Raw genomic sequence first — 23,371 nt, 5'->3', positions numbered from 1 at the left:
CGCCCCCGCTCCCGCGGTCAGCCCGCCGAGGGCAGCCCGAGCAGCGCGTCGGAGTACTTCAGCGCGGCCAGCAGCAGGCCGACGACGCCGAGCGCGACACCGCCCCACGCGACCGACTTGATCCACGGGGCCTGCGGCCGGCCCGGCGCGCCGAACGCGGGGCGGGCGAGCACGCCCACGCCCACGACCAGCGCGGCCACCGCGAAGAGGCCGGCCCACAGGGCGGTGGCGTGCCAGGCGTCGCCGTAGACCGCCTTGATCTGCTGGGCGACCCCTGCCTGGGAGGAGGTCTTGAGCTGTCCCATGAGCTGGGCGCGGGCCGAGGCGACGGTGCCGACCCAGCCACCGTTGAGTGAGACCAGGCCGAGCGCGGCGGACACCACGGCACCGGCGCCCTGGCCGACCCCGGACGCGCGGCGCGGCTCGGCGTCGGCCGTCTCCTCGCCGGGCTCCCGCTGCCCGGATGCCTGGGCTTCCTCGGTCACGGCGGTCTCCGCCACCGTCTCGTCCTGCTGTGCGCCGGTGTCGGTCCCGGCGCCTTCCGCTGTCTTCGTAGCCATGCCCGGCACCGTACGGACGCAGTCTGAGAGGCGTCTTAACGCCCGCCATGCGCCGCGGCTTCGCGGGCGGCGCGCCACTCGGGGGCCAGTACGGCCCAGACCTCGGTGCTGGTGCGCACGCCGCGGTGCGGGTAGTTCTCGCGGAGCACGCCCTCGCGGCTCATGCCCAGCCGCCGGGCCACCGCGATGCTGGGCTGGTTGACGGAGGAGACGTGCCACTCCACGCGGTGCATGCCGCGCTCGCCGAAGGCCCAGTCGAGCAGGACCGCCATGCCCCGGGTGACGAGCCCGCGCCCGCTCGCCCCGGGTACGAGCCAGCACCCCGCCTCGGCGACGCCGGTGCCGGTGTCCCACAGCCGGAACATCAGGGCGCCGACCAGCCTGCCGTCCAGCCAGATGCCGTGCAGGCTCCCGGTGTCGGTGGCGCGCTTGTCGGCGTACCCCTTCAGGTAGGCGCGGGCGGCCTCCAGGTCGGGCACCACGTCCGGCAGCGCGACATGGCGTCCGATGAACTCGCGGTCGCCGTCGATGTTGGCGAACAGCTCCGCCGCGTGCCAGACCTCGAGCGGGCGCAGTTCGGCGCCGTCCTCGCCCAGTGATGTCGCGTACATCGTGCTGCGGTTCCTTCCGTGGGGCTCCTGGGGCGGGAGCCTTTCACGGGGCTCAGTCGAACTGATCACCCAGGGCCATGATCATCGTCCCGGCTATCAGCAGCCACAGCGCACGGCGGGTGCGGCCCCGCGCGCCGAGGACGGCGGCGCACGCGCAGACGGCGGCACCGGAGGCGTAGGCGGCGGGCACCAGCACGGGAGCGGGGCCGGTCAGGCGGAGCAGGGCGGCGGCCACTCCGGCGAGGGCGAGGAGGGCACCGGTGCCGGTGGCGAGCCAGCGGGCGCGGCGGGCCTCGTCGTAGAACTCGGCCGCCTCGTCGTGCTCCGTGACAGCCCGTGTGTCCTCGGTGGGCTCGGCCCGTTCCGCCTCCTCGGCCTCGACGGGTCCGGCGACGGAATCGGTACGTCCACTCATGGCGGGCGAGCGTAGCGCCTGGGTTCCGGGGGGCCTTCCGCACCCCCCGGAAAACGGACGGTGGCCCCGGAGGACCGATCCTCCGGGGCCACCGTCAGCGGGGACTCAGCCCTCGCTCACGCCCAGCCGGTCCAGGATCAGCTCCTTGACGCGGGCGGCGTCGGCCTGGCCACGGGTGGCCTTCATGACCGCGCCGACCAGCGCGCCGGCCGCCGCCACCTTGCCGCCGCGGATCTTGTCCGCGATGGCCGGGTTGCCGGCGATGGCCTCGTCGACGGCGGTGGTCAGCGCGCCCTCGTCGGAGACGACCTTCAGACCGCGCTTCTCCACGACCTCGTCCGGCGTGCCCTCACCGGCGAGGACGCCCTCGATGACCTGGCGGGCCAGCTTGTCGTTGAGGTCACCGGAGTTCACCAGCTCGGTGACCCGCGCGACCTGCACCGGCGTGATCGCGAGATCGTCCAGCGAGGTGCCCGACTCGTTGGCGCTGCGCGCCAGTTCGCCCATCCACCACTTGCGGGCGGAGGCCGCGTCGGCACCGGCGTCGATGGTGGCGACGATCAGGTCCAGCGCACCGGCGTTGGTGATCGACTGCATGTCGGTGGCCGAGATGCCCCACTCCGCCAGCAGGCGGGTACGGCGGGCCAGCGGCAGCTCGGGCAGCGCGGCGCGGATCTTCTCGACCCACTCGCGCGAGGGCGCCACGGGGACGAGGTCGGGCTCCGGGAAGTACCGGTAGTCCTCGGCCTCCTCCTTCACGCGGCCCGAGGTCGTCGACCCGGTGTCCTCGTGGAAGTGGCGGGTCTCCTGGACGATCGTGCCACCGCCGTCGAGCACGGCCGCGTGGCGCATGATCTCGAAGCGGGCGGCGCGCTCGACCGAGCGCAGCGAGTTGACGTTCTTCGTCTCCGAGCGCGTGCCGAACTTCTCCCGGCCGTGCGGGCGCAGCGACAGGTTCACGTCGCAGCGCATCTGGCCCATCTCCATCCGCGCCTCGGAGACACCGAGGGCCCGGATGACCTCGCGCAGCTCGCGGACGTAGGCACGCGCGACCTCGGGGGCCCGCTCGCCCGCGCCCTCGATGGGCTTGGTGACGATCTCGATGAGCGGGATGCCCGCGCGGTTGTAGTCCAGCAGGGAGTGGGACGCGCCGTGGATACGGCCGGTGGCGCCGCCGACGTGCGTCGACTTGCCGGTGTCCTCCTCCATGTGGGCGCGCTCGATCTCCACGCGGAAGGTCTCACCGTCCTCCAGCTGCACGTCGAGGTAACCGTCGAAGGCGATCGGCTCGTCGTACTGGGAGGTCTGGAAGTTCTTCGGCATGTCCGGATAGAAGTAGTTCTTCCGGGCGAAGCGGCACCAGTCGGCGATCGAGCAGTTCAGCGCGAGGCCGATCTTGATGGCGGACTCGACGCCGGTCGCGTTGACGACCGGGAGCGCGCCGGGCAGGCCGAGGCAGACCGGGCAGGTCTGCGAGTTGGGCTCGGCGCCCAGCTCGGTCGAACAGCCGCAGAACATCTTGGTGTGGGTGCCGAGTTCGACATGGACCTCAAGGCCCATGACGGGGTCGTACGACGACAGCGCGTCCTCGTACGACACCAGGTCGGTCGTGGTGGTCACGGTGAAAACTTCCCTCTCAGCCCAGCAGGACGTCGTCGTCGCCCAGCCGCTTCAGCTCGCGGTAGAGGATGGCGAGGCCGGTGACGATGGCGACGGCGGACGCGGCGGCGTCGATCAGGCGCAGCGTGTCCTGCTCCGACCGGGCCTTCTTGATCTGCTTGGCCACGCCGACCGCGCTGAACGCGGTGCCGGCCATGGACAGGTACGTGCCGGACCTCGACTGCTTGAAGCCCTTGGCCTTGTTCAGTGCGCTCACAGCGACGGTGCCTCCTCGATCAACGGGTGACCCCACTTTTCCACGAAGGCGGCCTCGACGGCGGCGCCGACCTTGTACAGCCTGTCGTCCTTCAGCGCCGGGGCGATGATCTGGAGGCCGACGGGGAGGTTGTCCTCCGGGGCGAGACCGCACGGCAGCGACATGGCCGCGTTGCCCGCGAGGTTCGTCGGGATGGTGCACAGGTCGGCGAGGTACATCGCCATCGGGTCGTCGGCGCGCTCGCCGATCGCGAAGGCGGTGGTCGGCGTCGTCGGGGAGACGATCACGTCGACCTGCTCGAACGCCTTCTCGAACTCCCGCGTGATGAGGGTGCGGACCTTCTGCGCGGAGCCGTAGTAGGCGTCGTAGTAGCCGCTGGAGAGGGCGTACGTGCCGAGCATGATGCGGCGCTTGACCTCGGCGCCGAAGCCGGCCTCGCGGGTGAGGGAGGTCACCTCCTCCGCCGAGTGGGTGCCGTCGTCGCCGACCCGGCGGCCGTAGCGCAGGCCGTCGAAGCGGGCGAGGTTGGACGAGCACTCGGACGGCGCGATCAGGTAGTACGCCGACAGCGCGAGGTCGAAGGACGGGCAGTCCAGCTCGACGATCTCGGCGCCCAGTTCCTTCAGCAGCTCGACGGACTCGTCGAAGCGCTGGAGGACACCGGCCTGGTAGCCCTCGCCGCGGAACTGCTTGACGACGCCGACCCGCATCCCCGCGACCGAGCCGTTGCGCGCGGCCTCGACGACCGGCGGGACCGGGGCGTCGATGGAGGTGGAGTCCAGCGGGTCGTGACCGGCGATGACCTCGTGCAGCAGGGCCGCGTCCAGGACCGTACGGGCGCAGGGGCCGCCCTGGTCGAGGGAGGAGGAGAAGGCCACCATGCCGTAGCGGGAGACCGAGCCGTAGGTCGGCTTGACGCCGACGGTGCCGGTGACGGCGGCCGGCTGGCGGATGGAGCCGCCGGTGTCGGTGCCGATGGCGAGCGGGGCCTCGTAGGCGGCGAGCGCGGCGGCGGAGCCGCCTCCGGAGCCGCCGGGGATCTTGGTGAGGTCCCAGGGGTTGCCGGTCGGGCCGTAGGCGCTGTTCTCGGTGGAGGACCCCATGGCGAACTCGTCCATGTTGGTCTTGCCGAGGATGACGACGTCGGCGGCCTTCAGCCGCTTGGTGAGCGTCGCGTCGTACGGCGGGAGCCAGCCCTCGAGGATCTTCGAGCCGACCGTGGTCGGCACGCCCTCGGTGGTGAAGATGTCCTTCAGCGCGAGCGGCACGCCGGCCAGCGGGCCGAGCTTCTCGCCGCGGGCGCGCTTGGCGTCCACCGCGCGCGCCTGGGCGAGGGCGCCCTCGCGGTCGACGTGCAGGAAGGCGTGCACCTTCTCGTCGACGGCCTCGATGCGCGCCAGGTGTGCCTCGGCGACCTCGACGGCCGTCAGCTCGCCGGAGGCGATCTTCTCGGCGGTCTCGGCGGCCGTGAGCTTGATGATGTCGGTCATGACTTCTTAGTCCTCCCCCAGGATCTGCGGCACCTTGAAACGCTGCTGCTCCTGGGCGGGGGCGCCGGAGAGCGCCTGCGCGGGGGTGAGCGAGGGACGGACCTCGTCCGCCCGCATGACGTTCGTCAGCGGGAGCGGGTGCGAGGTCGGCGGTACGTCTTGGTCGGCGACCTCGCTGACGCGGGCGACCGCGCCGATGATGTCGTCGAGCTGGCCGGCGAAGTGGTCGAGCTCTTCGGGCTTCAGCTCCAGACGCGCCAGCCGGGCGAGGTGGGCGACCTCCTCGCGCGTGATGCCAGGCATGCAGCGATCCTCTGGGGTGAGTGTGTGCGGTTTGGCCCAATCCTATGGGGCGGGGGCCGGTCACCGTTAAACGGTTTCCCCGGGGCCCCCGGCCGGGGCCGCGCTGAGGGGGCGGTACGGCCCGGCGTGGTGATCGTCGGGGGGAAACGTTCCCCCGGCACGGGCCGGGGGCTACTCCCCCGCGGGCAGCGCCGCGCGGGGCCGCTGCCAGCCGCGGGAGCCCCGGGCCTGGAGCCAGGCCGTGGTCTCCTCGGGCGGCATCGCCGCGGCCACCAGCCACCCCTGTACGGCGTCACAGCGCAGGTCGCGCAGGTGTTCCCAGGTCTCGTCGTCCTCGACGCCCTCGGCGACGACCACCAGGCCGAGCGAGTGCGCGAGGTCGACGGTGCAGCGCACGATCGCCGCGTCCTCGGCGTCCACCGCGAGCCGGGCCACGAAGGAGCGGTCGATCTTCAGTTCGCTGACCGGCAGCCGCCGCAGGTGCACCAGGGAGGAGTAGCCGGTGCCGAAGTCGTCCAGGGACATCTTCACGCCGTGTCCGGCGAGCGCGGCCAGGGTGTCGGCGGCCCGCTGCGGGTCCTCCAGCAGCACATGCTCGGTGATCTCCAGTTGCAGCGCCCCCGCCGGGACCCCGTGCCGGGCCAGCCGGGCGGCGACGGACCCGGCGAAGCCGGGGGTGTGCACGTCCCTCGGGGAGACGTTCACCGCGACCGGCACTCTGAGCCCCTGCTCGCGCCAGCGGGCGACCTGCGCGAGGGCGGTCTCCAGCACGTACTCGGTGAGGTGCGGCATCAGCCCGGAGGACTCGGCTATCGCGATGAACTCGTCCGGCGGCACCTTGCCCCGCTCCGGGTGCACCCAGCGCACCAGGGCCTCCAGGCCGGCCACCTGGCCGTCGAAGCGGACCTTGGGCTGGTAGTGCAGCTGGACCTCGTGCGCGTCCAGCGCCCGGCGCAGGTCGCCCAGCAGGGCGAGCCGGTCGGGGGTGTTGGAGTCCCGCTTGGACTCGTACGCCTCCACACCGGAGCGGTCCCGCTTGGCCTGGTACATCGCCACGTCCGCGCGGCGCAGCATGCCCTCGGCGTCCTGCGCGTGGTCGGGGAAGACGGCGACGCCCGCACTGGCCTCCAGCACGAGCGTGAGTCCGTCGAGGTCGAGGGGCGAGCCGAGCGCGGTGACCAGCCCGCGCGCGATCCGGGTGGCCGACGTGGTGGAGTCGGCCAGGGGCAGTAAGACGGCGAACTCGTCCCCGCCGAGCCGGGCGGCCTCCGCTCCGTCCGGCAGGGCGTTGCGGAGCCGGTCCGCGATCTGCAACAGCAGCCGGTCACCGGCGAGATGGCCGAGGGTGTCGTTGACCGACCGGAAGCGGTCGAGGTCTATCAGCATCAACGCCGAGCGGGCGCCGATGCGTTCGGCGTCGTCCAGCGCGGTCCAGATGCGCTCCAGCAGCCACTGCCGGTTGGGCAGGCCGGTCAGCGGGTCGCGCAACTGCTCCTCCGCGCGGGCCCGCGCCATCCACAGGGTGGAGTCCAGTGCGATCAGCGGGATGACGAACAGCGGCAGCAGCGCCGGCCGGGCGTCGGCGACCACGCACACCAGCGGCGCGATGCCGAGCAGGGCGACGGCGACGAGGCCCTGTCTGACCAGCGCGGTCCGGGCGACGGTGGGCACCCCGCCCCCGCGCGGGGCGTGCAGGTACCAGAGCAGCCCCCGGCTGACGACCAGATACGCGCCCGCGGCGAGCACCACCTCGGGGACGGTACCGAGTCCCCAGCTGCCCGGCCGCCAGGGCGCCTCGACGCTCCCGACCCGGCCGAAGGCACCGAGCACCAGGGCGCCGGCGCCGATGGCGAGGATGTCCACCGCGCCGTGCAGCAGGCCCTCGCGGCGGCAGTTGCGCCGGGCGGCGCCGACCAGGACGACGACGGTGAGGCTGACCAGCCCGGCCGGGACCCAGCCGTACAGCAGCAGGGTGGCGAGGGTGAGGGCCGCGCCGGAGGCGGTGCCGCCGCTCCAGCGGGCCCGGCCCAGCATGACGAGATGGCCGACGACGAGGCCGGTGAGCAGCGCCAGCGCCCACCCGGCCGTACCGGCGGGGAAGAGCGCGTGGCCGCCACTGAAGGCGCCGTAGAGCCCGGCGCCGAGGGCGAGCGCGGCCGAACCTGCGAGGACGGCGGGCAACGACGGTAGGCCCGGCCGCCGTTGGCCGTCCGGCAGCGGGGCGAGGTCGGCGGTGAGCATCACCGCCGCGTGCGGATCGGCGCCGTCCGCGCCGGAGTTGGGTCCCGCGCGGCCCTTGCCGTGCCCGGTCCACCGGTTCCCCCGCCACGCGCCCGCGCGGCGGCGCAGGCGCGGCCGCGAGCCGGGGGCGACGCTCTCGGTCGGTTCCATTCCCGTCCCTCTCACAGCCGGCGGTGCCCACGCCACGCGGCCCTGGCCCCGAGGACCCTCAGCGGCTCGGCGGTGGAAAGCCCTTCCCCGTGCCGGCTGTCGGGCACGGGGATGCACCGGCCGCGGCTGGGCACGGCGGGCGCACCCCTCAACAGTAGGCCGCGGAGGGCTTCCTCGGGCAGCGGTCGTGGACGGTCGCCCGAATGCGTACGGGCCACCCGTATGCATCTGATATGCGCCGTACGGGTGGCCTTCAACCGCTACTCCCCGGTCGGAAGCGCGACTTCGGCCGCCGCCTCGGGTCCGCGCTCCAGCAGGACGGTGAACCCGTCCTCGTCGAGCACCGGCACCTTGAGCTGCATCGCCTTGTCGTACTTGGAGCCGGGGTTGTCGCCGACGACCACGAAGGAGGTCTTCTTGGAGACCGAACCGGTCACCTTGGCGCCCCGGCTCTGGAGCGCGTCCTTGGCGCCGTCGCGGGTGAAGTTCTCCAGCGTGCCGGTGACGACGACGGTCATCCCCTCCAGCGGGCGCGGGCCCTCGTCCTCGCCGGCGGCCTCCTCCTCCAGCGGGACGCCGGCCGCCTTCCACTTGCGCACGATCTCGCGGTGCCAGTCCTCGGCGAACCACTCCTTGAGCGCGGCCGCGATGATGGGGCCCACCCCGTCGGTGGCGGCCAGCTCCTCCTCGGTGGCCGCTTCGATGCGGTCGATGGACCGGAACTCGCGGGCGAGCGCGGTCGCGGCGACGGGGCCGACGTGCCGGATGGAGAGGCCGTTGATGAACCGGGCGAGCGGGCGCCCCTTGGCCGCCTCGATGTGCTCCAGCAGGGAGAGGGTGTTCTTCTTCGGCTCGCCCTTCTGGTTGGCGAAGACGGTGACGACCTTCTCCTCGCCGGTCTTCGGGTCGCGCTTGGGCAGGCCGCTGTCGGGGTCCAGCACATGCGCCTTGATGGGCAGCAGCTTCTCCACCGTGAGGTCGAAGAGGTCGCCCTCGTCCACCAGCGGCGGGTCGGCGGGCTCCAGCGGCCGGGTCAGCGCGGCGGCGGCGACCCCGCCGAAGTGCTCGATGTCCAGGCACTCGCGCCCCGCGAGGTAGGCGACCCGCTCCCGCAACTGGGCGGGACAGGTACGGGCGTTGGGGCAGCGGAGGTCGATGTCGCCCTCCTTCATGGGCCGCAGCGGCGTACCGCACTCGGGGCACTCGCCCGGCATCACGAACTCCCGCTCGCTGCCGTCCCGGAGGTCGGCGACGGGCCCGAGGATCTCCGGGATGACGTCACCGGCCTTGCGCAGCACCACGGTGTCCCCGATGAGCACGCCCTTGGCCTTGACGACCTCCTGGTTGTGCAGGGTGGCGAACTCGACCTCGCTGCCCGCCACCGTGACCGGCTCGACCTGGGCGTAGGGGGTGACGCGGCCGGTGCGGCCGACACCCACCTTGATGTCGATGAGCTTGGTGTTGACCTCCTCCGGCGCGTACTTGTACGCGATGGCCCAGCGCGGGGCGCGCGCGGTGGAGCCGAGCCGGCCCTGGAGGCGGATCTCGTCGAGCTTGACGACCACGCCGTCGATCTCGTGGTCCACCGAGTGCCGGTGCTCGCCGTAGTAGGCGATGAACTCCCGTACGCCGTCGAGGCCGTCGACCACGCGGTTGTGCAGGGAGGTCGGCAGGCCCCAGGAGCCGAGCAGGTCGTACGCCTCGGACAGCCGGGTCAGGCCGGTGAAGCCCTCGTGGGCGCCGATGCCGTGGACGACCATGTGCAGCGGGCGGCTCGCGGTGACGCGCGGGTCCTTCTGGCGGAGCGAACCGGCGGCCGCGTTGCGGGGGTTGGCGAAGGGCTTCTCCCCGGCGGCGACCAGACGTTCGTTCAGCTCAAGGAACTTGTCCATCGGGAAGTAGACCTCGCCGCGGATCTCCACGAGGTCGGGCACCTCGTCACCCCGGAGGCGGTCCGGGATGTCGGTGATGGTGCGGACGTTGGGCGTGATGTCCTCGCCGGTGCGGCCGTCGCCGCGGGTGGCGGCGCGGGTGAGGCGGCCGTGCTCGTAGGTGAGGTTGACGGCGAGTCCGTCGACCTTCAGCTCGCACAGGAAGTGGTAGGTCTGGTCGCCGAGTTCGCGGGCGATGCGGTCGGCCCAGGCGGCGAGTTCCTCGTCGTTGAAGGTGTTGTCCAGGGACAGCATCCGCTCGCGGTGCGCGACCGCGGTGAACTCGGTCTCGTAGGACCCGGCGACCTTCTGGGTGGGCGAGTCCGGGGTGCGCAGCTCCGGGAACTCCGCCTCCAGGGCCTCCAGGGACTTCAGGAGCTGGTCGAACTCCGCGTCGCTGATGACGGGAGCGTCCTTCACGTAGTACCGGAAGCGGTGCTCCTCGACCTGCTCCGCGAGCCGCCCGTGCCTCTCGCGCGCCTCGGCGGGCACCGCCGTCGTCGCCGCTTGCTTGTCGCCGGCCACCGTAGTGTCCTCCCGTTACTCAGGGTTGTCCGCGAGGGATCTCGCCGCCCGGACGCAGTGGGCGAGCGCCTGGCGGGCGTAGGCGGGGGAAGCACCCGCGAGACCGCACGTGGGCGTGACCGTGACCGCCTCCGCGAGCAGCCCCGGCCGCAGCCCCAGCCTGCGCCACAGCGTCCTGACACCCATGACGCTACCGGCCGGGTCTGACAATGCCGCGTCCGTCCCCGGCACGACACCGGCGAACAGCCGGGTGCCGCCCTCGACGGCCTCCCCGATGGCGTCGTCGTCACGCTCGGTGAGAAGGTCGAAGTCGAAGGAGACGGCGTCGGTGCCGGCGCGGCGCAGCAGCGCGAACGGCACGTCGGGGGCGCAGGAGTGGACGACGGTGGGGCCGGGGCCGCTCGCGCCGAGCACCTCGCGCAGCCCGGACTCCACGATCTGCCGGTCCACGGCGCGGTGCGTGCGGTAGCCGCTGGCGGTGCGGATCTGTCCGCGCAGCACGGCGGTGAGGGACGGTTCGTCGAGCTGGAGCACCACACGGGCGCCGGGGATGCGGCGGCGGACGTCGGCCACGTGCAGGCGCAGGCCCTCGGCGAGCGAGGCGGTGAGGTCGCGGCAGGCCCCGGGGTCGGACAGCACCGCCTCGCCGTTGCGCAGTTCCAGCGCGGCGGCCAGCGTCCAGGGGCCGACCGCCTGCACCTTGACGTCTCCCTCGTAGCCCTGGGTGAACTCCTCCAGGGCGTCGAGGTCCTGACGCAGCCACGCGTGCGCGCGCCGGGTGTCGCGGCCGGGCCGGTCGGACAGCCGCCAGCCGCTGGGCTCCACGCGCGCGTACAGCTCGACGAGCATCCCGGCGGTACGGCCGATCATGTCGGCGCCGGGGCCGCGCGCGGGCAGCTCGGGGAGGTACGGGAAGTCCTCCAGGCTGCCGGTGACGGTCTTGGCGGCCTCGCGCGCGTCCCCGCCGGGCATCGAGCCGACGCCGGTGGCCGCGGGGAAGGTGACCTGCGTGTTCTCACTCACCCCGGCAGGGTATGCCGTGCCGGGCGTGGGCGCGTCAGCGGCCGGGGCGCACGGTCAGGTCGTTGATCTCGGCGTCCCTGGGCAGGTCCAGGGCGAGCAGGATCGTGTCGGCCACCGACTCGGGGTCGATGAACCGCGCGGGGTCGTACTCCTTGCCCTCCTGCTGGTGCACCTTGGCCTGCATGGGGCTGGCGGTGCGGCCGGGGTAGACGGAGCTGACCCGGACGCCGTTGCCGTGCTCCTCCTGGCGCAGCGAGTCCGCCAGCGCCTTCAGCCCGTGCTTGGAGGCGGCGTAGGCGGACCATCCCGCGTGGGCGTTGAGTCCGGCGCCGGAGTTGACGAAGAGCACCTGGCCGCGGGCGGTGCGGAGCTGGGGCAGGAAGTGCCGGGTCAGCTCGGCGGGCGCGATCAGGTTGACGTTGAGCTGGTGGCGCCAGGACTTGGGGGTGAGGTCCCCGACGTCGCCGAGGTCGACGACCCCGGCGATGTGCAGCAGCGAGTCCACGCGGTCCGGCAGCGACTGGTGGGAGAAGGCCCAGGACAGCTTGTCGGGGTCGGCGAGGTCGCCGACCAGGGTCGTGGCGCCGGGGAACTCGGCCGCCAGCTCCTTGGCGCGGCCCGCGTCGCGCGCGTGCAGCACGAGGTCGTCCCCGCGCGCGTGCAGACGGCGGGCGACGGCGGCGCCGATGCCGGAACCGGCGCCGGTGATCACATGAGTAGCCATGCCCGTCATGGTCGCATCAGCCCGCGGCGAGGGACTCCTCCAGGTGGGCCAGGGCGGCGGCCGGACCGTCGGCGAAGTACATCAGCTCCGACAGCGGGCGCGGCAGGAAGCCCTCGGCCTCCATGCGGCGGAACTGCTGCTCCAGGCCGTCGTAGAAGCCGGCCGTGTTGAGCAGCACCACGGGCTTGGCGGTGCGGCCGTGCTTCTTCAGCTCCAGGATCTCGGTGGCCTCGTCCAGGGTGCCGGTGCCGCCGACCATGATGACCACCGCGTCGGCCTTCTCCAGCAGCAGCCGCTTGCGCTCGGCGAGGTCGGCGGCGACCACCATCTCGTCGGCGCCGGGCCGGGCGACCGCCGACAGGAACTCCACGGAGACGCCCACGAGCCTGCCTCCGGCCTCCTGCGCGCCGTCCGCGACGACCTTCATCAGGCCGGAGTCCGAACCGCCCCAGACGAGCGTGTGGCCACCCTTGCCGATCAGTTCCCCGAACTCCCGGGCGGGACCCGTGTAGCGCTCGTCCAGGTCGGCGGCGGAGAGGAAGACGCAGATATTCATGGAGCCCACGGTACGCGGGAACATCGGCGGCCCCGGCCGTGCTGTCCGGGTATGACACACGGACACACGATCACCATCGAAGAGGGCGAGCAGCGCGTGCGCGTCGTACACGACGGCCAGGTGCTCGCGGAGACCGACCGCCCCCTCGTCCTGCGCGAGACGGGCTGTCCGCCCCGGTACTACCTCCCCGCCGAGGACGTCCGGCTCGATCTGCTGACCCCCTCGGACACCCACACGGACTGTCCTTTCAAGGGCACGGCGTCCTACTGGTCGCTGCCGGACGCGCCCGATCTGGTGTGGGCTTACCCGGACCCGAAGCCGGAGGTGGCCCGGATCAAGGACCACTACTGCTTCTACGCCCCCGAAGTGGCCTGAGCGGCGCGCCGTGTCGTGACCGGTGACTCCGGCACCCGTACGGCAGTCTCCACGGGCATGGACAAGAAGACGACTTCCCTCGACGGGACCTCGCTCGCCTACCGCGTGACGGGTGAGGGTCCCACGGTCATCCTGGTCAGCGGCGCGATGTCCACCGGACTCACGCTCGCCCCGCTGGCGGCGGCGCTCGCGGACCGCTGCCGGGCCGTCGTCTACGACCGCCGGGGCCGGGGCGCGAGCGGCGACACGGCCCCCTACGCGGTCGAGCGCGAGGTGGAGGACCTGGCGGCGCTGCTGGAGGCGGTGGGCGGCGAGGCGGCGCTCTTCGGGCTGTCCTCGGGCGGCGCGCTGGCGCTGCTGGCGGCCGCGAGCGGCCTGCCGGTGGCCCGCGCGGCGGTCTACGAGGTGCCGTTCAACGACTTCCTGCCCGAGGGCCCGGAGCGGCAGGTGGCGTACGCGGCCGCCCTGGACGCGGCGCTGGCCGCGGGCGACCGGGGCGGCGCGGCGGAGCTGTTCCTGCGGCTGACCGGGCTGGGCGAGGAGATGATCCAGCGGGCCCGCCAGTCCCCCATGTGGCCCGGCCTGGAGCAGGTCGCGCCGAGCCTGGCGTACGACGCCGCTCTCATGGGCGACGGGCTGCTGCCGGCGGAGCCGCTCTCCCGCGTCCCGGTACCGGTGCTGTCGATGGCGGGCAGCCTGAGCCCCCAGTGGCTCCAGGCGGGCGCCCAGGCCGTCGCGGAGGCGGTGCCGGACGGCGCGTACGCGCTGCTGGAGGGGCAGACGCACGCGGTCGAGCCGGCGTTCCTCGCACCGGTGCTGGCCGACTTCGTCACGGGCTGAGCCCGGCCGGACGGTTCCGGCCGGGCGCGGAGATCAGAGCGCGGCGGCCGTGGCCCGCGTGGTGGTGGCGATGGTCGCCGAGCCGACCACGCGCGTGCCGTCGTACAGCACGATCGCCTGGCCGGGGGCGACGCCCCGGACGGGCTCGGCGAAGGTGACGCGCAGTTCGCCGGCCACCAGCTCGGCGTCGACCTCGGTCTCGCCGCCGTGGGCGCGGAGCTGGGCGGTGTAGGTGCCGGGGCCCTCGGGGGCGGTGCCGCACCAGCGGGGCTTGATGGCGGTGAGCGCGGTGACGTCGAGGGCGGCGGCCGGGCCGACGGTGACGGTGTTGGTGACCGGGGAGATGTCCAGGACGTAGCGCGGCTTGCCGTCGGGGGCAGGGGTGCCCAGGCGCAGGCCCTTGCGCTGGCCGATGGTGTAGCCGTAGGCGCCCTCGTGGGTGCCGAGGCGGTTGCCGTCCTCGTCCACGATGTCGCCCTCGGCCTTGCCGAGCCGGCCGGCGAGGAAGCCCTGGGTGTCGCCGTCGGCGATGAAGCAGATGTCGTGCGAGTCGGGCTTCTTGGCGACGGCCAGGCCGCGCCGCTCCGCCTCGGCGCGGATCTCGTCCTTGGTGGTGACGGTGTCCCCGAGCGGGAACAGGGCGTGCGCGAGCTGGCGGTCGTCCAGCACGCCGAGCACGTAGGACTGGTCCTTGGCCATGTCGGAGGCGCGGTGCAGCTCGCGGTTGCCGTCCTCGTCCACCAGCACCTTGGCGTAGTGGCCGGTGCAGACCGCGTCGAAGCCGAGCGCGAGCGCCTTGTCCAGCAGCGCGGCGAACTTGATCTTCTCGTTGCAGCGCAGGCAGGGGTTGGGGGTGCGGCCGGCCTCGTACTCGGCGACGAAGTCCTCGACCACGTCCTCGCGGAAGCGGTCGGCGAGGTCCCAGACGTAGAACGGGATGCCGATGACGTCGGCGGCGCGGCGGGCGTCGCGGGAGTCCTCGATGGTGCAGCAGCCCCGCGCGCCGGTCCGGAAGGATTGCGGGTTGGCGGAGAGCGCGAGGTGGACACCGGTCACGTCGTGACCGGCTTCCGCGGCACGCGCGGCGGCGACGGCGGAGTCCACGCCACCGGACATGGCGGCGAGGACGCGGAGGGGGCGCGGCGAGGTCTCAGTCATAGCCCTTCCAGGGTACGGGGCGGCGGGAACCGGGGACGCCGGGTGTGCGTTGGTGATCAGGAGGGGTTCGGCGGAATCGGGGCGTACGGGGTGGAGATGGACGACGGGGATCGCAGGCCGGGGCGGCGCGCGCTGCTCATCGGGGGTGCGGTGGCCGCGGCGGGGGCGGCCCTGCTGGCGCACGACGAGCTGTCCCGGCTGTACTGGCGGCTGCCGGGGGTGGAGCGGCGGCGGGTGCCGGGCGCGGTGGACTTCGCGGGCGCCCGCTGGGTGGCGGCCTCCTCCGCCAACTACCGGCACGCGGACCGCCCGGACGACTACCCGGTGGACCGGGTGGTCGTCCATGTCACCCAGGGCGGGTACGCGTCGGCGGTGAAGGTGTTCCAGGACCCGGCGCACCGGGCGGCGGCGCACTACATCGTGCGCGCGGACGGCGGCGTCACCCAGCTCATCCGCGAGCTGGACGTGGCCTTCCACGCGGGCAACCGGTCCTTCAACGAGCGCAGTGTCGGCATCGAGCACGTCGGCTTCGTGGACGACCCGAAGTCCTTCACGGACGCGATGTACGCCTCCTCGGCCCGGCTGACGGCCGCCATATGCGCGCGGTACGGCATGCCGGTGGACCGGGAGCATGTCATCGGCCACGTCGAGGTGCCGGGCACGGACCACACGGACCCCGGCCCGCACTGGGACTGGGACCGGTACATACGGCTGGCACGGAGCGCGCGGACGGCGCTGGGGAGGACCTCGGCCTAGACGGGTCCCCGGCCTAGACGAGTCCCGCCGCGCGGGCGCGTTCCACGGCGGGGCCGATGGACTTGGCCACGGCGTCCACGTCGTCCTGGGTCGAGGTGTGGCCCAGCGAGAAACGCAGGGTGCCGCGCGCCAGGTCGGGGTCGGTGCCGGTGGCGAGCAGGACGTGGCTGGGCTGGGCGACGCCCGCGGTGCAGGCGGAGCCGGTGGAGCACTCGATGCCCTGGGCGTCCAGCAGCAGGAGCAGGGAGTCGCCCTCGCAGCCGGGGAAGGTGAAGTGCGCGTTGGCGGGCAGCCGGCCGCCGGGTGCCGGGTCGCCGCCGAGCAGCGCGTCCGGGACGGCGGCCCGGACTGCTTCCACCAGGCGGTCGCGCAGGGTGCCGATCTCGCGGGCGAAGCGCTCCTGCCGTTCGGCGGCGAGGCGTCCGGCGACCGCGAAGGAGGCGGTGGCGGGCACGTCCAGCGTGCCGGAGCGGACATGACGCTCCTGACCGCCGCCGTGCAGCACGGGTACGGGGCTGTACTCGCGGCCGAGCAGCAGGGCGCCGATGCCGTAGGGGCCGCCGATCTTGTGGCCGGAGACGGTCATCGCGGCGAGCCCGGAGGCGGCGAAGTCGACCGGCACCTGGCCGAACGCCTGCACCGCGTCGGCGTGCAGCGGCACCCCGAACTCGGCGGCCACGTCGGCCAGTTCGCGGACCGGCATCAGGGTGCCGATCTCGTTGTTGGCCCACATCACGGTGGCCAGCGCGACGTCGTCGGGGTTGCGGGCGATGGCCTCGCGCAGCACCTCGGGGTGGACGCGGCCGTACGCGTCGACGGGGAGGTACTCGACGGTGGCGCCCTCGTGCTCGCCGAGCCAGTGCACGGCGTCCAGCACCGCGTGGTGCTCGACCGGGCTGGCCAGCACCCGGACCCGGCCGGGGTCGGCGGCGCGGCGGGCCCAGTACAGCCCCTTGACGGCGAGGTTGTCGGCCTCGGTTCCGCCGGAGGTGAGGACCACCTCGCTGGGGCGGGCACCGAGGGCCTCGGCGAGGGTCTCGCGGGCCTCCTCGACGGTGCGGCGCGCCCGGCGGCCGGAGGCGTGCAGGGAGGACGCGTTGCCGGTGACGCCGAGCCGGTCGGTCAGCTCCCGCGCGGCCTCGGGAAGCATCGGCGTGGTGGCCGCGTGGTCGAGGTAAGCCATGGTGACGCCGATTCTACGGGCCGCGCGGAGCCGCCTTCGGCCCCGCACCGGCGGGTCACAGGCTCCAGGACACCGTGTCGGTGAACTGCATGGTGGCGAACAGCACCACGAGGTCGGCCACACCGAGCGCCATGCCGAGGTAGGCGCGGCCCCGGCGGGTCGTGCCGCGCCACAGCGAGACGCCCGCGAGGACGATGGCGACGGGGCCCAGGAAGAGGTTGAGGACGAGCAGTCCGAGCAGTCCGAGGATGAAGGACGCGACGGCCATGCCGTCGGCGTCGCGCCGCGGCTTCGCCTCGACCTGACCGGTGGCAGGTGCGGTGAGATGCATGGTGCTCAGCTCCTGGTGGTCGGTGCGGACGGGCGGGTCAGTGGCTGGTGGTGCGACGTCGGCCGTGGCGCTCACGAACGGCGAAGACGACGAGCCAGACACCGATGAAGCCGGCGACGGCGACGCTGACGCCCACCGGTACGTGGGCCACGGTGCCGAGCGCGACACCGAGCAGCATGAGCGCGGCAACGAGGAACAGCATGATTCCGATCCCCCCTCAGGGTCGTCTCGGTGAACAGTTGTAGTAACACTTGTTCACTGACTTCGAGTCTAACCCTCCGCGCGGCTTTCCAATTCCAGAGAACAGTTGTTAACTGGATGACATGAGTCACACCCTCGGCATCCGGCAGGCCCAGAAGCAGAAGACCCGTCAGGCGTTCCTGGACGCGGCCCTGGTGCTGCTGGAGGAGCAGAGCCTGAGCAGTCTGGGGCTGCGCGAGGTGACCCGTGCCGTGGGGGTGGCGCCGACGGCGTTCTACCGACACTTCCGCTCCACCGCGGACCTCGGGGTGGCCCTGGTCGACGAGGCGCTGGGCAGCCTGCACCCGATGGTGGGGCCGACGGTCTCCGCGGCGAACGACTCGGAGGAACGCATCGGCCGCGCGGTCGAGTTGATCGACCAGCACGTACGGGCCTTCCCGGCGCACGTCCGCTTCATCGCCCGCGAGCGGCACGGCGGGGTGCAGCCGGTGCGCGAGGCGATCCGGGACCAGCTCGCGCGCTTCACCGAGGAGGTGAAGGCCGAACTGGCCCTGAACCGCGAGTCGGAGGGATGGGGGGACGACGACCTGACGATGCTCGCGCATCTCTACGTCGACCAGATGCTCATCACCGCCCAGCTCTTCCTGGAGGCGCTGGAGGCCCCGCAGGGCGAGTGGGAGCGGGTGACCCGGCTGGCCATCCGGCAACTGCGCCTGATCACGCTGGGCAGCAGGCACTGGATGGACCAGGAGACGTCCACCGGGCCGTGATCACCGGGCGGTTCAGCCCAGGCGTACGCGCGCGAGCTGGCGGGACTGGGCGACCAGCCGGTCCTCGCTGTCCCAGACCTCGGCGTCCTCCTCCAGGAAGCCGCCGGCCAGGTTGCGGGTGGTGATGGACACCCGCAGCGGACCCGGCGCGGGCCGGTGCCGTACGTGCACGGTCAGTTCGACGGTCGGCACCCAGCCGGTCAGCCCGATCTCGAACGCGGTCGGCGGCAGCGCGTCCACCGCGAGCAGCAGCGCGAAGGGGTCCGCGTCCCGGCCGTCGGCCAGCCCGAACCAGGCCCGCATCTCCCCCTTGCCGGAGGGCGCGCCGACCGCCCAGCCGACGGTGGCCGGGTCCAGCTTGAGCATCAGCCGCTCGGTGATGGCCGAACTGCCCTCCACCGGCGCCGGACCGTCGGCCGTGCCGAGGCAGCGCTCCAGGGGCGGCATCGCGGGCGGCACGGCACTCGTCCGCACGTCGTCGGGGAGCGCGGCGAGGTCGCCGTACGAGGCGAGGACGCGGATGCGCTCCACCTCGTTGCCCTCGGCGTCGTACTGGAAGAGGGACGCCTGGCCGGTGGAGAGGGTGCGGCCGGTGCGCACGGTCTCGGTGCGGATGACCGCGGGGCCGGGCTGGGAGGCCGTCAGGTAGTGCGCGGAGACGGTGAACGGGTCCGGATGCGGGAGGGTGTCCGCGAGGGCCCGGCCGAGCACGGCCAGCAGATAGCCGCCGTTGACGGCGCTGATGATGGTCCAGCCGGCCGAGAGGTCGATGTCGTAGACGCCGGGCGCGCGGCGGACGACCTCGGTGTCGCGGTCGAACTCGCTGTCGCCGATCACGGCTCGAGTGGCGGGGGCGGAGGCTGCGTCTGGCATGGGTGAACGGTACAACAGCTGATTACTAAGCGGTAGCTTTCTGCGTTTCGGTCACATGAACAGCGCTGGCCGGGCGGCTCACTCCTCCATGACCGTGGACCGCCGGTTCCAGGCGCGCGGCGCCCGCCAGTGGAACTTCATGGCCAGCAGCCGCAGCACGAACGCGGTGGCCGCGGCGAGTCCGCTGGTGAGGGAGGTCAGCGCGTCGAAGCGGATGCACAGCACCACCATCGTGGCGCCGACGATCGCGGGCACCGCGTACAGGTCGCGGTCCCAGCGCAGCAGCGAGGGCACCTCGTTCGCGAGCACGTCGCGCAGCACACCGCCGCCGACGGCGGTGGCGAGGCCCAGGGTGGCGGAGGCGGTGAGACCGAGCCCGTGGCTGTACGCCTTGGTGGTGCCGGTGACGCAGAACAGGCCGAGTCCGGCCGCGTCGAAGACGAGCACCGCCGCCTGGATGCGCTCCACGTGCGGGTGGAGGAAGAAGACCACGATGGTGGCGAGCAGCGGGGTGACGAAGAACCCGAGGTCGGTGAAGGCGGCCGGCGGCACGGCCCCGATGATCAGGTCACGGAAGAGCCCTCCGCCCAGCGCGGTCACCTCGGCGAGCACGGCCATCCCGAAGACGTCGAAGTTCTTGCGGACGGCCAGCAGGGCGCCGGAGATGGCGAACACGAAGATGCCGATGACATCGAGCGTGTGCTGGACGGAGGGACTGAAGATCTGATCGAGCTGCACCCGCACATTCTGACCTGTCGCGGGGTGCGGACCTTGCGAAGCAAGGCGGGAGGGGCGGCCGCCGGGTGAACGGCGGCCGCCTGCTCACTTCTCGTCGGCAGCCTTCTCGGTGCCGGACTTCTCGCTCTTCTCGACCTTGGCGACGGAGGGCTTCTCGGCGGCCTCGGCCTCCTCAGCCTCCTCGGCCTCGGTCACGGCGGCCTCGGTCACGGCAGGCTCCGCGGCCGGCTCGGCCTCGGTCTTCTCCACCGCGGCCGCGGAAGGCTCCACGGACGCCTCGGCCTTCTCGACCTCGACCTCCTCGACCTCGACCTTCTCGACCTCGACCTTCTCGACCTCGGTCTTCCCGACCTCGACCGTCTCGACCTCGACCTTCTCGACCTTGGTCTTCTCCACCTCGGTCACAGAAGGCTTCTCGGTCTTCTCCACCTCGGTCACAGAAGGCTTCTCGGCCTCCGGCTCCTTCGTGGCGGCGGTCTCCGCGACCTCCGCGGCGACGGCGGCCGACGTCTCCGCCGACTCCTCCAGCACCGCGTCCGGCACCAGCTCGGAGGCCTCCTTCGCCGCCGTCAGCAGGACGGTGTCCTGCGGGGCCTGGTCGGCGAAGTTCTCCGGGTGGTGGCAGGCGACCCGCTGGCCCGGCCGCAGCTCCAGGAGCTGGGGCTCGGTGGTCTTGCAGATCTCCGTCGCCTTCCAGCACCGGGTGTGGAACCGGCATCCCGACGGCGGCGAGATCGGCGAGGGCACGTCACCGCGGAGCAGGATGCGCTCGCTCTTGGCGCCCCGGCGCCTGGGGTCCGGGATCGGCACGGCCGACATGAGCGCCTTGGTGTACGGGTGCATCGGCGCCTCGTACAGCGAGGTGCGGTCCGCGATCTCGACCATCTTGCCGAGGTACATCACCGCGATCCGGTCCGAGACGTGCCGGACGACCGAGAGGTCGTGCGCGATGATCACGTACGTCAGACCCAGTTCCTCCTGGAGGTCGTCCATGAGGTTGACGACCTGGGCCTGGATCGACACGTCCAGCGCGGAGACCGGCTCGTCGGCCACGACCAGCTTCGGCTTCAGCGCGAGCGCCCGGGCGATACCGATGCGCTGGCGCTGGCCGCCGGAGAACTCGTGGGGGTAGCGGTTGTAGTGCTCGGGGTTGAGACCCACGACCGACAGCAGCCGCTGGACCTCCTTCTTGATGCCGCCCTCGGGCTCGACGCCCTGGAGCCGGAAGGGGGCCCCGATGATGGTGCCGATGGTGTGCCGGGGGTTCAGCGAGGAGTACGGGTCCTGGAAGACCATCTGCACGTCACGGCGCATCGGGCGCATGCCCGAGACCCCGAGGTGCGTGATGTCCCGGCCCTCGAACTCGATGGTGCCCGCGGTCGGCTCGTCCAGGCGGGTGATCAGCCGGCCCATCGTGGACTTGCCGCAGCCCGACTCGCCCACGACGCCCAGGGTCTCACCGGCGCGCACCTCGAAGTCGATGCCGTCGACCGCGTGCACCGCGCCGACCTGGCGCTGGAGCAGCCCCTTCCGGATGGGGAAGTGCCGCTTCAGGCCGCTGACCTTGAGCAGGATCTCGCCGTCCGCGCTGTCGGCGCGTTTGGCCTGCGCGGGGATCGTCACTGCCTTCTCGTCGCTCACAGCTTCGGCGCAATCTCTTCGGTCCAGATCCGCTCCCGCTGCTCCGTGCTCATGTGGCAGGCGGCCCAGTGCGTGCTGCCGACCTCGGTCAGCTCGGGGCGGACCGTGCGGGTCACGTTGTCCTTGGGGAGGTCGGCGTACGGGCAGCGCGGGTTGAAGGCACAGCCGGACGGGATGTTGATCAGCGAGGGCGGGGAGCCCTTCACCGGGATCAGGCGGTCCTGCTGCTCGCGGTCGAGCCGCGGCATCGAACCGAGCAGACCCCAGGTGTAGGGGTGCCGGGGCTCGTAGAACACCTTCTCCGCCGGGCCCCGCTCGACACAGCGGCCGCCGTACATCACCAGGATGTCGTCGGCGAGTTCGGCGACGACGCCCAGGTCGTGGGTGATGACGATGACCGCGGAGCCGAACTCCTTCTGGAGGTCGCGGATGAGGTCGAGGATCTGCGCCTGGACGGTCACGTCCAGGGCGGTCGTCGGCTCGTCGGCGATGAGCAGCTCGGGGTTGTTCACCAGCGACATGGCGATCATGGCGCGCTGGCGCATACCGCCGGAGAACTCGTGCGGGTAGCTGTCCACCCGCTTGTCCGGCTGCGGGATGCCCACCCGGTCGAGCATCTCGACCGCGCGCTTGCGCGCGGTCTTCTTGTCGACCTTGTGGTGGATGCGGTACGCCTCCACGATCTGCTGGCCGATCGTGTAGTACGGGTGCAGCGCGGACAGCGGATCCTGGAAGATCATCGCCATCTCGCGGCCGCGCATCCGGCGCACCTCGTCGGGGTCGGCCGACAGCAGCTCGGTGCCGTTCAGCCAGATCTCGCCGGAGATGCGGGCCTTCTGCTTGCCGTACTGGCCGGCCGTGTGCAGACCCATGATGCCGAGCGAGGTGACCGACTTGCCGGAGCCGGACTCGCCCACGATGCCGAGGGTCTTGCCCTTCTCCAGCGTGAAGGTCAGACCGTCGACGGACTTGACCAGGCCGTCGTCGGTCGGGAAGTGCACCTTCAGGTCGCGCACGTCCAGGAACGCCTTGCCGGCGGACCCCGATTCGGTGGGCTCGCCCACCGCGGCTCCGGTCTTGCTGAGTTCGGTCATGAGAGCCTCACGCGCGGGTCGATCACGGCGTACAGGATGTCCACCAGGAGGTTGGCTATCAGCACCGCCACCGAGGTGATCAGGGTGACGCCCAGGATGACGGGCAGGTCCTGATTCTTGATGGCGTTGAGGACGGCCTGGCCGAGGCCGGGCAGGCTGAACGTCGTCTCGGTCAGGATCGCGCCGCCGATGAGGGCGCCGAGGTCCATGCCGAGCATGGTCAGGATGGGGGTCATCGTGGAGCGCATGGCGTGCTTGCCGATGACCGTCTGCTCCTTGAGGCCCTTGGCACGCGCGGTGCGGATGTAGTCCTCGCCGAGGATCTCCAGCATGGTGGCGCGGGTGATCCGGGCGTACATCGCCGCGTACAGGAAGGCCAGGGTGATCCAGGGCAGGATCATGCCGCCGAACCAGCCGCTGATGCTCTCGTCCAGGGGCACGTACTGCGCGTCGATGAGACCGAGCCCGTAGGAGAAGATCGCCAGGGAGAGCAGACCGGTGAAGTAGATGGGGAGCGAGACGCCGCCCAGGGCCACCACCATCGCGGTGCGGTCCCACAGGGTGCCCCGCTTGAGCGCGGAGAGGACACCCGCCGCGACACCGAAGACCAGCCACAGGATCGCCGCGCCGAGCGCGAGGGACAGCGTGACCGGGAAACGGTCCGTCAGCACCGGCCAGATGGCCTGTTCGCTGCGGAACGAGTAACCGAAGCACGGCGCAGCACAGTGGGTGACATCGCCGCCGGCCGCGTACGTGCGGCCCACGAAGATGCCCTTGAAGAACTCCCACACCTGCTGGACGATCGGGTCGCTCAGACCGAGCTTCTCCCGGATCGCCTCGACTGCCGCGGGGTCGGCCTGCTTGCCCACGAAACTCGTGGCGACGTCGACCCCCGCCCACTTGGGGACGAGGAAGAAGATGCCGAAGACCACCATGACGATGACCACGAGCATCACTGCGGCGGCGAAGAGCCGCCTGATGAGGTAAGCGAGCACAGCTTACGGCC

The 23,371-nt window shown here is 72.2% G+C and carries 25 protein-coding genes; 4 read left to right on the top strand and 21 right to left on the bottom strand.

The window, feature by feature from the left end:
• Positions 1-17: 17 nt before the first annotated feature.
• The 12 genes from EV284_RS10515 to EV284_RS10460 form a co-directional block, all read right to left on the bottom strand.
• Positions 18-560 (bottom strand): hypothetical protein, encoded by a 543-nt coding sequence (locus EV284_RS10515; RefSeq protein ID WP_130332576.1) that lies wholly within the window; start codon positions 558-560, stop codon positions 18-20.
• 35 nt (positions 561-595) lie between these two features.
• Positions 596-1,171 carry a GNAT family protein gene (locus EV284_RS10510; protein WP_130332574.1) on the bottom strand — a complete coding sequence of 192 codons (576 nt, stop codon included), beginning with the start codon at positions 1,169-1,171 and terminating at the stop codon, positions 596-598.
• A gap of 52 nt (positions 1,172-1,223) precedes the next feature.
• A complete protein-coding gene (locus EV284_RS10505) occupies positions 1,224-1,586 on the bottom strand; it encodes a hypothetical protein (RefSeq protein WP_130332572.1) in 363 nt (120 codons plus the stop codon).
• 105 nt (positions 1,587-1,691) lie between these two features.
• Positions 1,692-3,206, bottom strand: a complete 1,515-nt coding sequence (gene gatB / locus EV284_RS10500) for an Asp-tRNA(Asn)/Glu-tRNA(Gln) amidotransferase subunit GatB (RefSeq protein WP_130332570.1) — start codon at positions 3,204-3,206, stop codon at positions 1,692-1,694.
• A gap of 16 nt (positions 3,207-3,222) precedes the next feature.
• Complete coding sequence (locus EV284_RS10495; RefSeq protein WP_030808328.1) at positions 3,223-3,462, bottom strand: hypothetical protein; 240 nt, start codon at positions 3,460-3,462, stop codon at positions 3,223-3,225.
• A complete protein-coding gene (gene gatA, locus EV284_RS10490) occupies positions 3,459-4,952 on the bottom strand; it encodes an Asp-tRNA(Asn)/Glu-tRNA(Gln) amidotransferase subunit GatA (RefSeq protein ID WP_130332568.1) in 1,494 nt (497 codons plus the stop codon). The genes EV284_RS10495 and gatA overlap by 4 nt, the downstream gene beginning before the upstream one ends.
• A 6-nt stretch (positions 4,953-4,958) precedes the next feature.
• A complete protein-coding gene (gatC, locus tag EV284_RS10485) occupies positions 4,959-5,255 on the bottom strand; it encodes an Asp-tRNA(Asn)/Glu-tRNA(Gln) amidotransferase subunit GatC (protein WP_018544665.1) in 297 nt (98 codons plus the stop codon).
• 171 nt (positions 5,256-5,426) lie between these two features.
• A complete protein-coding gene (locus EV284_RS10480; protein ID WP_130332566.1) occupies positions 5,427-7,646 on the bottom strand; it encodes a bifunctional diguanylate cyclase/phosphodiesterase in 2,220 nt (739 codons plus the stop codon).
• Positions 7,647-7,906: 260 nt separating this feature from the next.
• On the bottom strand, positions 7,907-10,102 hold the full coding sequence (ligA, locus tag EV284_RS10475) for an NAD-dependent DNA ligase LigA (protein ID WP_130332564.1): 2,196 nt from the start codon (positions 10,100-10,102) through the stop codon (positions 7,907-7,909).
• A 15-nt stretch (positions 10,103-10,117) separates the two neighbouring features.
• A complete protein-coding gene (locus EV284_RS10470) occupies positions 10,118-11,125 on the bottom strand; it encodes a methionine synthase (protein ID WP_130332562.1) in 1,008 nt (335 codons plus the stop codon).
• 34 nt (positions 11,126-11,159) lie between these two features.
• Positions 11,160-11,849 carry an SDR family oxidoreductase gene (locus EV284_RS10465; RefSeq protein ID WP_199809702.1) on the bottom strand — a complete coding sequence of 230 codons (690 nt, stop codon included), beginning with the start codon at positions 11,847-11,849 and terminating at the stop codon, positions 11,160-11,162.
• A 16-nt stretch (positions 11,850-11,865) separates the two neighbouring features.
• A complete protein-coding gene (locus tag EV284_RS10460) occupies positions 11,866-12,405 on the bottom strand; it encodes a TIGR00730 family Rossman fold protein (protein ID WP_130332558.1) in 540 nt (179 codons plus the stop codon).
• 51 nt (positions 12,406-12,456) lie between these two features.
• Between EV284_RS10460 and EV284_RS10455 the strand changes: the two genes are divergently transcribed.
• On the top strand, positions 12,457-12,780 hold the full coding sequence (locus EV284_RS10455; RefSeq protein WP_130332556.1) for a DUF427 domain-containing protein: 324 nt from the start codon (positions 12,457-12,459) through the stop codon (positions 12,778-12,780).
• Positions 12,781-12,837: 57 nt separating this feature from the next.
• Positions 12,838-13,620, top strand: coding sequence for an alpha/beta hydrolase (locus EV284_RS10450; protein ID WP_130333019.1), 783 nt, complete (start codon positions 12,838-12,840; stop codon positions 13,618-13,620).
• Between the two features lie 33 nt (positions 13,621-13,653).
• On the opposite strand, the gene mnmA is transcribed toward EV284_RS10450, so the two are convergent.
• The gene (mnmA, locus tag EV284_RS10445; protein ID WP_130332554.1) at positions 13,654-14,778 is read right to left on the bottom strand and encodes a tRNA 2-thiouridine(34) synthase MnmA; all 1,125 of its coding nucleotides are present in this window, start codon (positions 14,776-14,778) and stop codon (positions 13,654-13,656) included.
• Between the two features lie 96 nt (positions 14,779-14,874).
• Between mnmA and EV284_RS10440 the strand changes: the two genes are divergently transcribed.
• On the top strand, positions 14,875-15,534 hold the full coding sequence (locus EV284_RS10440; RefSeq protein ID WP_130332552.1) for a peptidoglycan recognition family protein: 660 nt from the start codon (positions 14,875-14,877) through the stop codon (positions 15,532-15,534).
• 13 nt (positions 15,535-15,547) lie between these two features.
• Here EV284_RS10440 and EV284_RS10435 read toward each other — a convergent pair whose 3' ends face one another.
• From EV284_RS10435 to EV284_RS32660, 3 genes are read right to left on the bottom strand one after another with little or no spacing between them, the layout of a single operon-like run.
• The gene (locus tag EV284_RS10435) at positions 15,548-16,717 is read right to left on the bottom strand and encodes a cysteine desulfurase family protein (RefSeq protein ID WP_130332550.1); all 1,170 of its coding nucleotides are present in this window, start codon (positions 16,715-16,717) and stop codon (positions 15,548-15,550) included.
• A gap of 55 nt (positions 16,718-16,772) precedes the next feature.
• Positions 16,773-17,048 carry a DUF4190 domain-containing protein gene (locus tag EV284_RS10430; protein ID WP_130332548.1) on the bottom strand — a complete coding sequence of 92 codons (276 nt, stop codon included), beginning with the start codon at positions 17,046-17,048 and terminating at the stop codon, positions 16,773-16,775.
• A gap of 37 nt (positions 17,049-17,085) precedes the next feature.
• A complete protein-coding gene (locus tag EV284_RS32660) occupies positions 17,086-17,250 on the bottom strand; it encodes a hypothetical protein (protein WP_165425498.1) in 165 nt (54 codons plus the stop codon).
• A 121-nt stretch (positions 17,251-17,371) separates the two neighbouring features.
• Here EV284_RS32660 and EV284_RS10425 point away from each other — a divergent pair, with 121 nt between their 5' ends.
• A complete protein-coding gene (locus EV284_RS10425) occupies positions 17,372-18,019 on the top strand; it encodes a TetR family transcriptional regulator (RefSeq protein ID WP_086693677.1) in 648 nt (215 codons plus the stop codon).
• A 12-nt stretch (positions 18,020-18,031) separates the two neighbouring features.
• Here the strand turns inward: EV284_RS10425 and EV284_RS10420 are convergent, their stop codons facing one another.
• From EV284_RS10420 to EV284_RS10400, 5 genes are all read right to left on the bottom strand, one after another.
• Complete coding sequence (locus EV284_RS10420) at positions 18,032-18,892, bottom strand: thioesterase family protein (protein ID WP_130332546.1); 861 nt, start codon at positions 18,890-18,892, stop codon at positions 18,032-18,034.
• A 78-nt stretch (positions 18,893-18,970) separates the two neighbouring features.
• Entirely contained in the window at positions 18,971-19,630 is a 660-nt protein-coding gene (locus EV284_RS10415) for a trimeric intracellular cation channel family protein (protein WP_130332544.1), read from the bottom strand.
• 84 nt (positions 19,631-19,714) lie between these two features.
• On the bottom strand, positions 19,715-21,271 hold the full coding sequence (locus tag EV284_RS10410; RefSeq protein ID WP_130332542.1) for a dipeptide ABC transporter ATP-binding protein: 1,557 nt from the start codon (positions 21,269-21,271) through the stop codon (positions 19,715-19,717).
• The gene (locus EV284_RS10405; protein WP_130332540.1) at positions 21,268-22,365 is read right to left on the bottom strand and encodes an ABC transporter ATP-binding protein; all 1,098 of its coding nucleotides are present in this window, start codon (positions 22,363-22,365) and stop codon (positions 21,268-21,270) included. Before EV284_RS10405 ends, EV284_RS10410 begins: the two co-directional genes overlap by 4 nt.
• The gene (locus EV284_RS10400; RefSeq protein WP_130332538.1) at positions 22,362-23,360 is read right to left on the bottom strand and encodes an ABC transporter permease; all 999 of its coding nucleotides are present in this window, start codon (positions 23,358-23,360) and stop codon (positions 22,362-22,364) included. The genes EV284_RS10405 and EV284_RS10400 overlap by 4 nt, the downstream gene beginning before the upstream one ends.
• Positions 23,361-23,371: the final 11 nt, after the last annotated feature.

The sequence above is a fragment of the Streptomyces sp. BK022 genome (genome assembly GCF_004217355.1).
Lineage (GTDB): Bacteria > Actinomycetota > Actinomycetes > Streptomycetales > Streptomycetaceae > Streptomyces > Streptomyces griseoluteus.
This window is presented reverse-complemented; position numbering and strand designations above follow the sequence as displayed.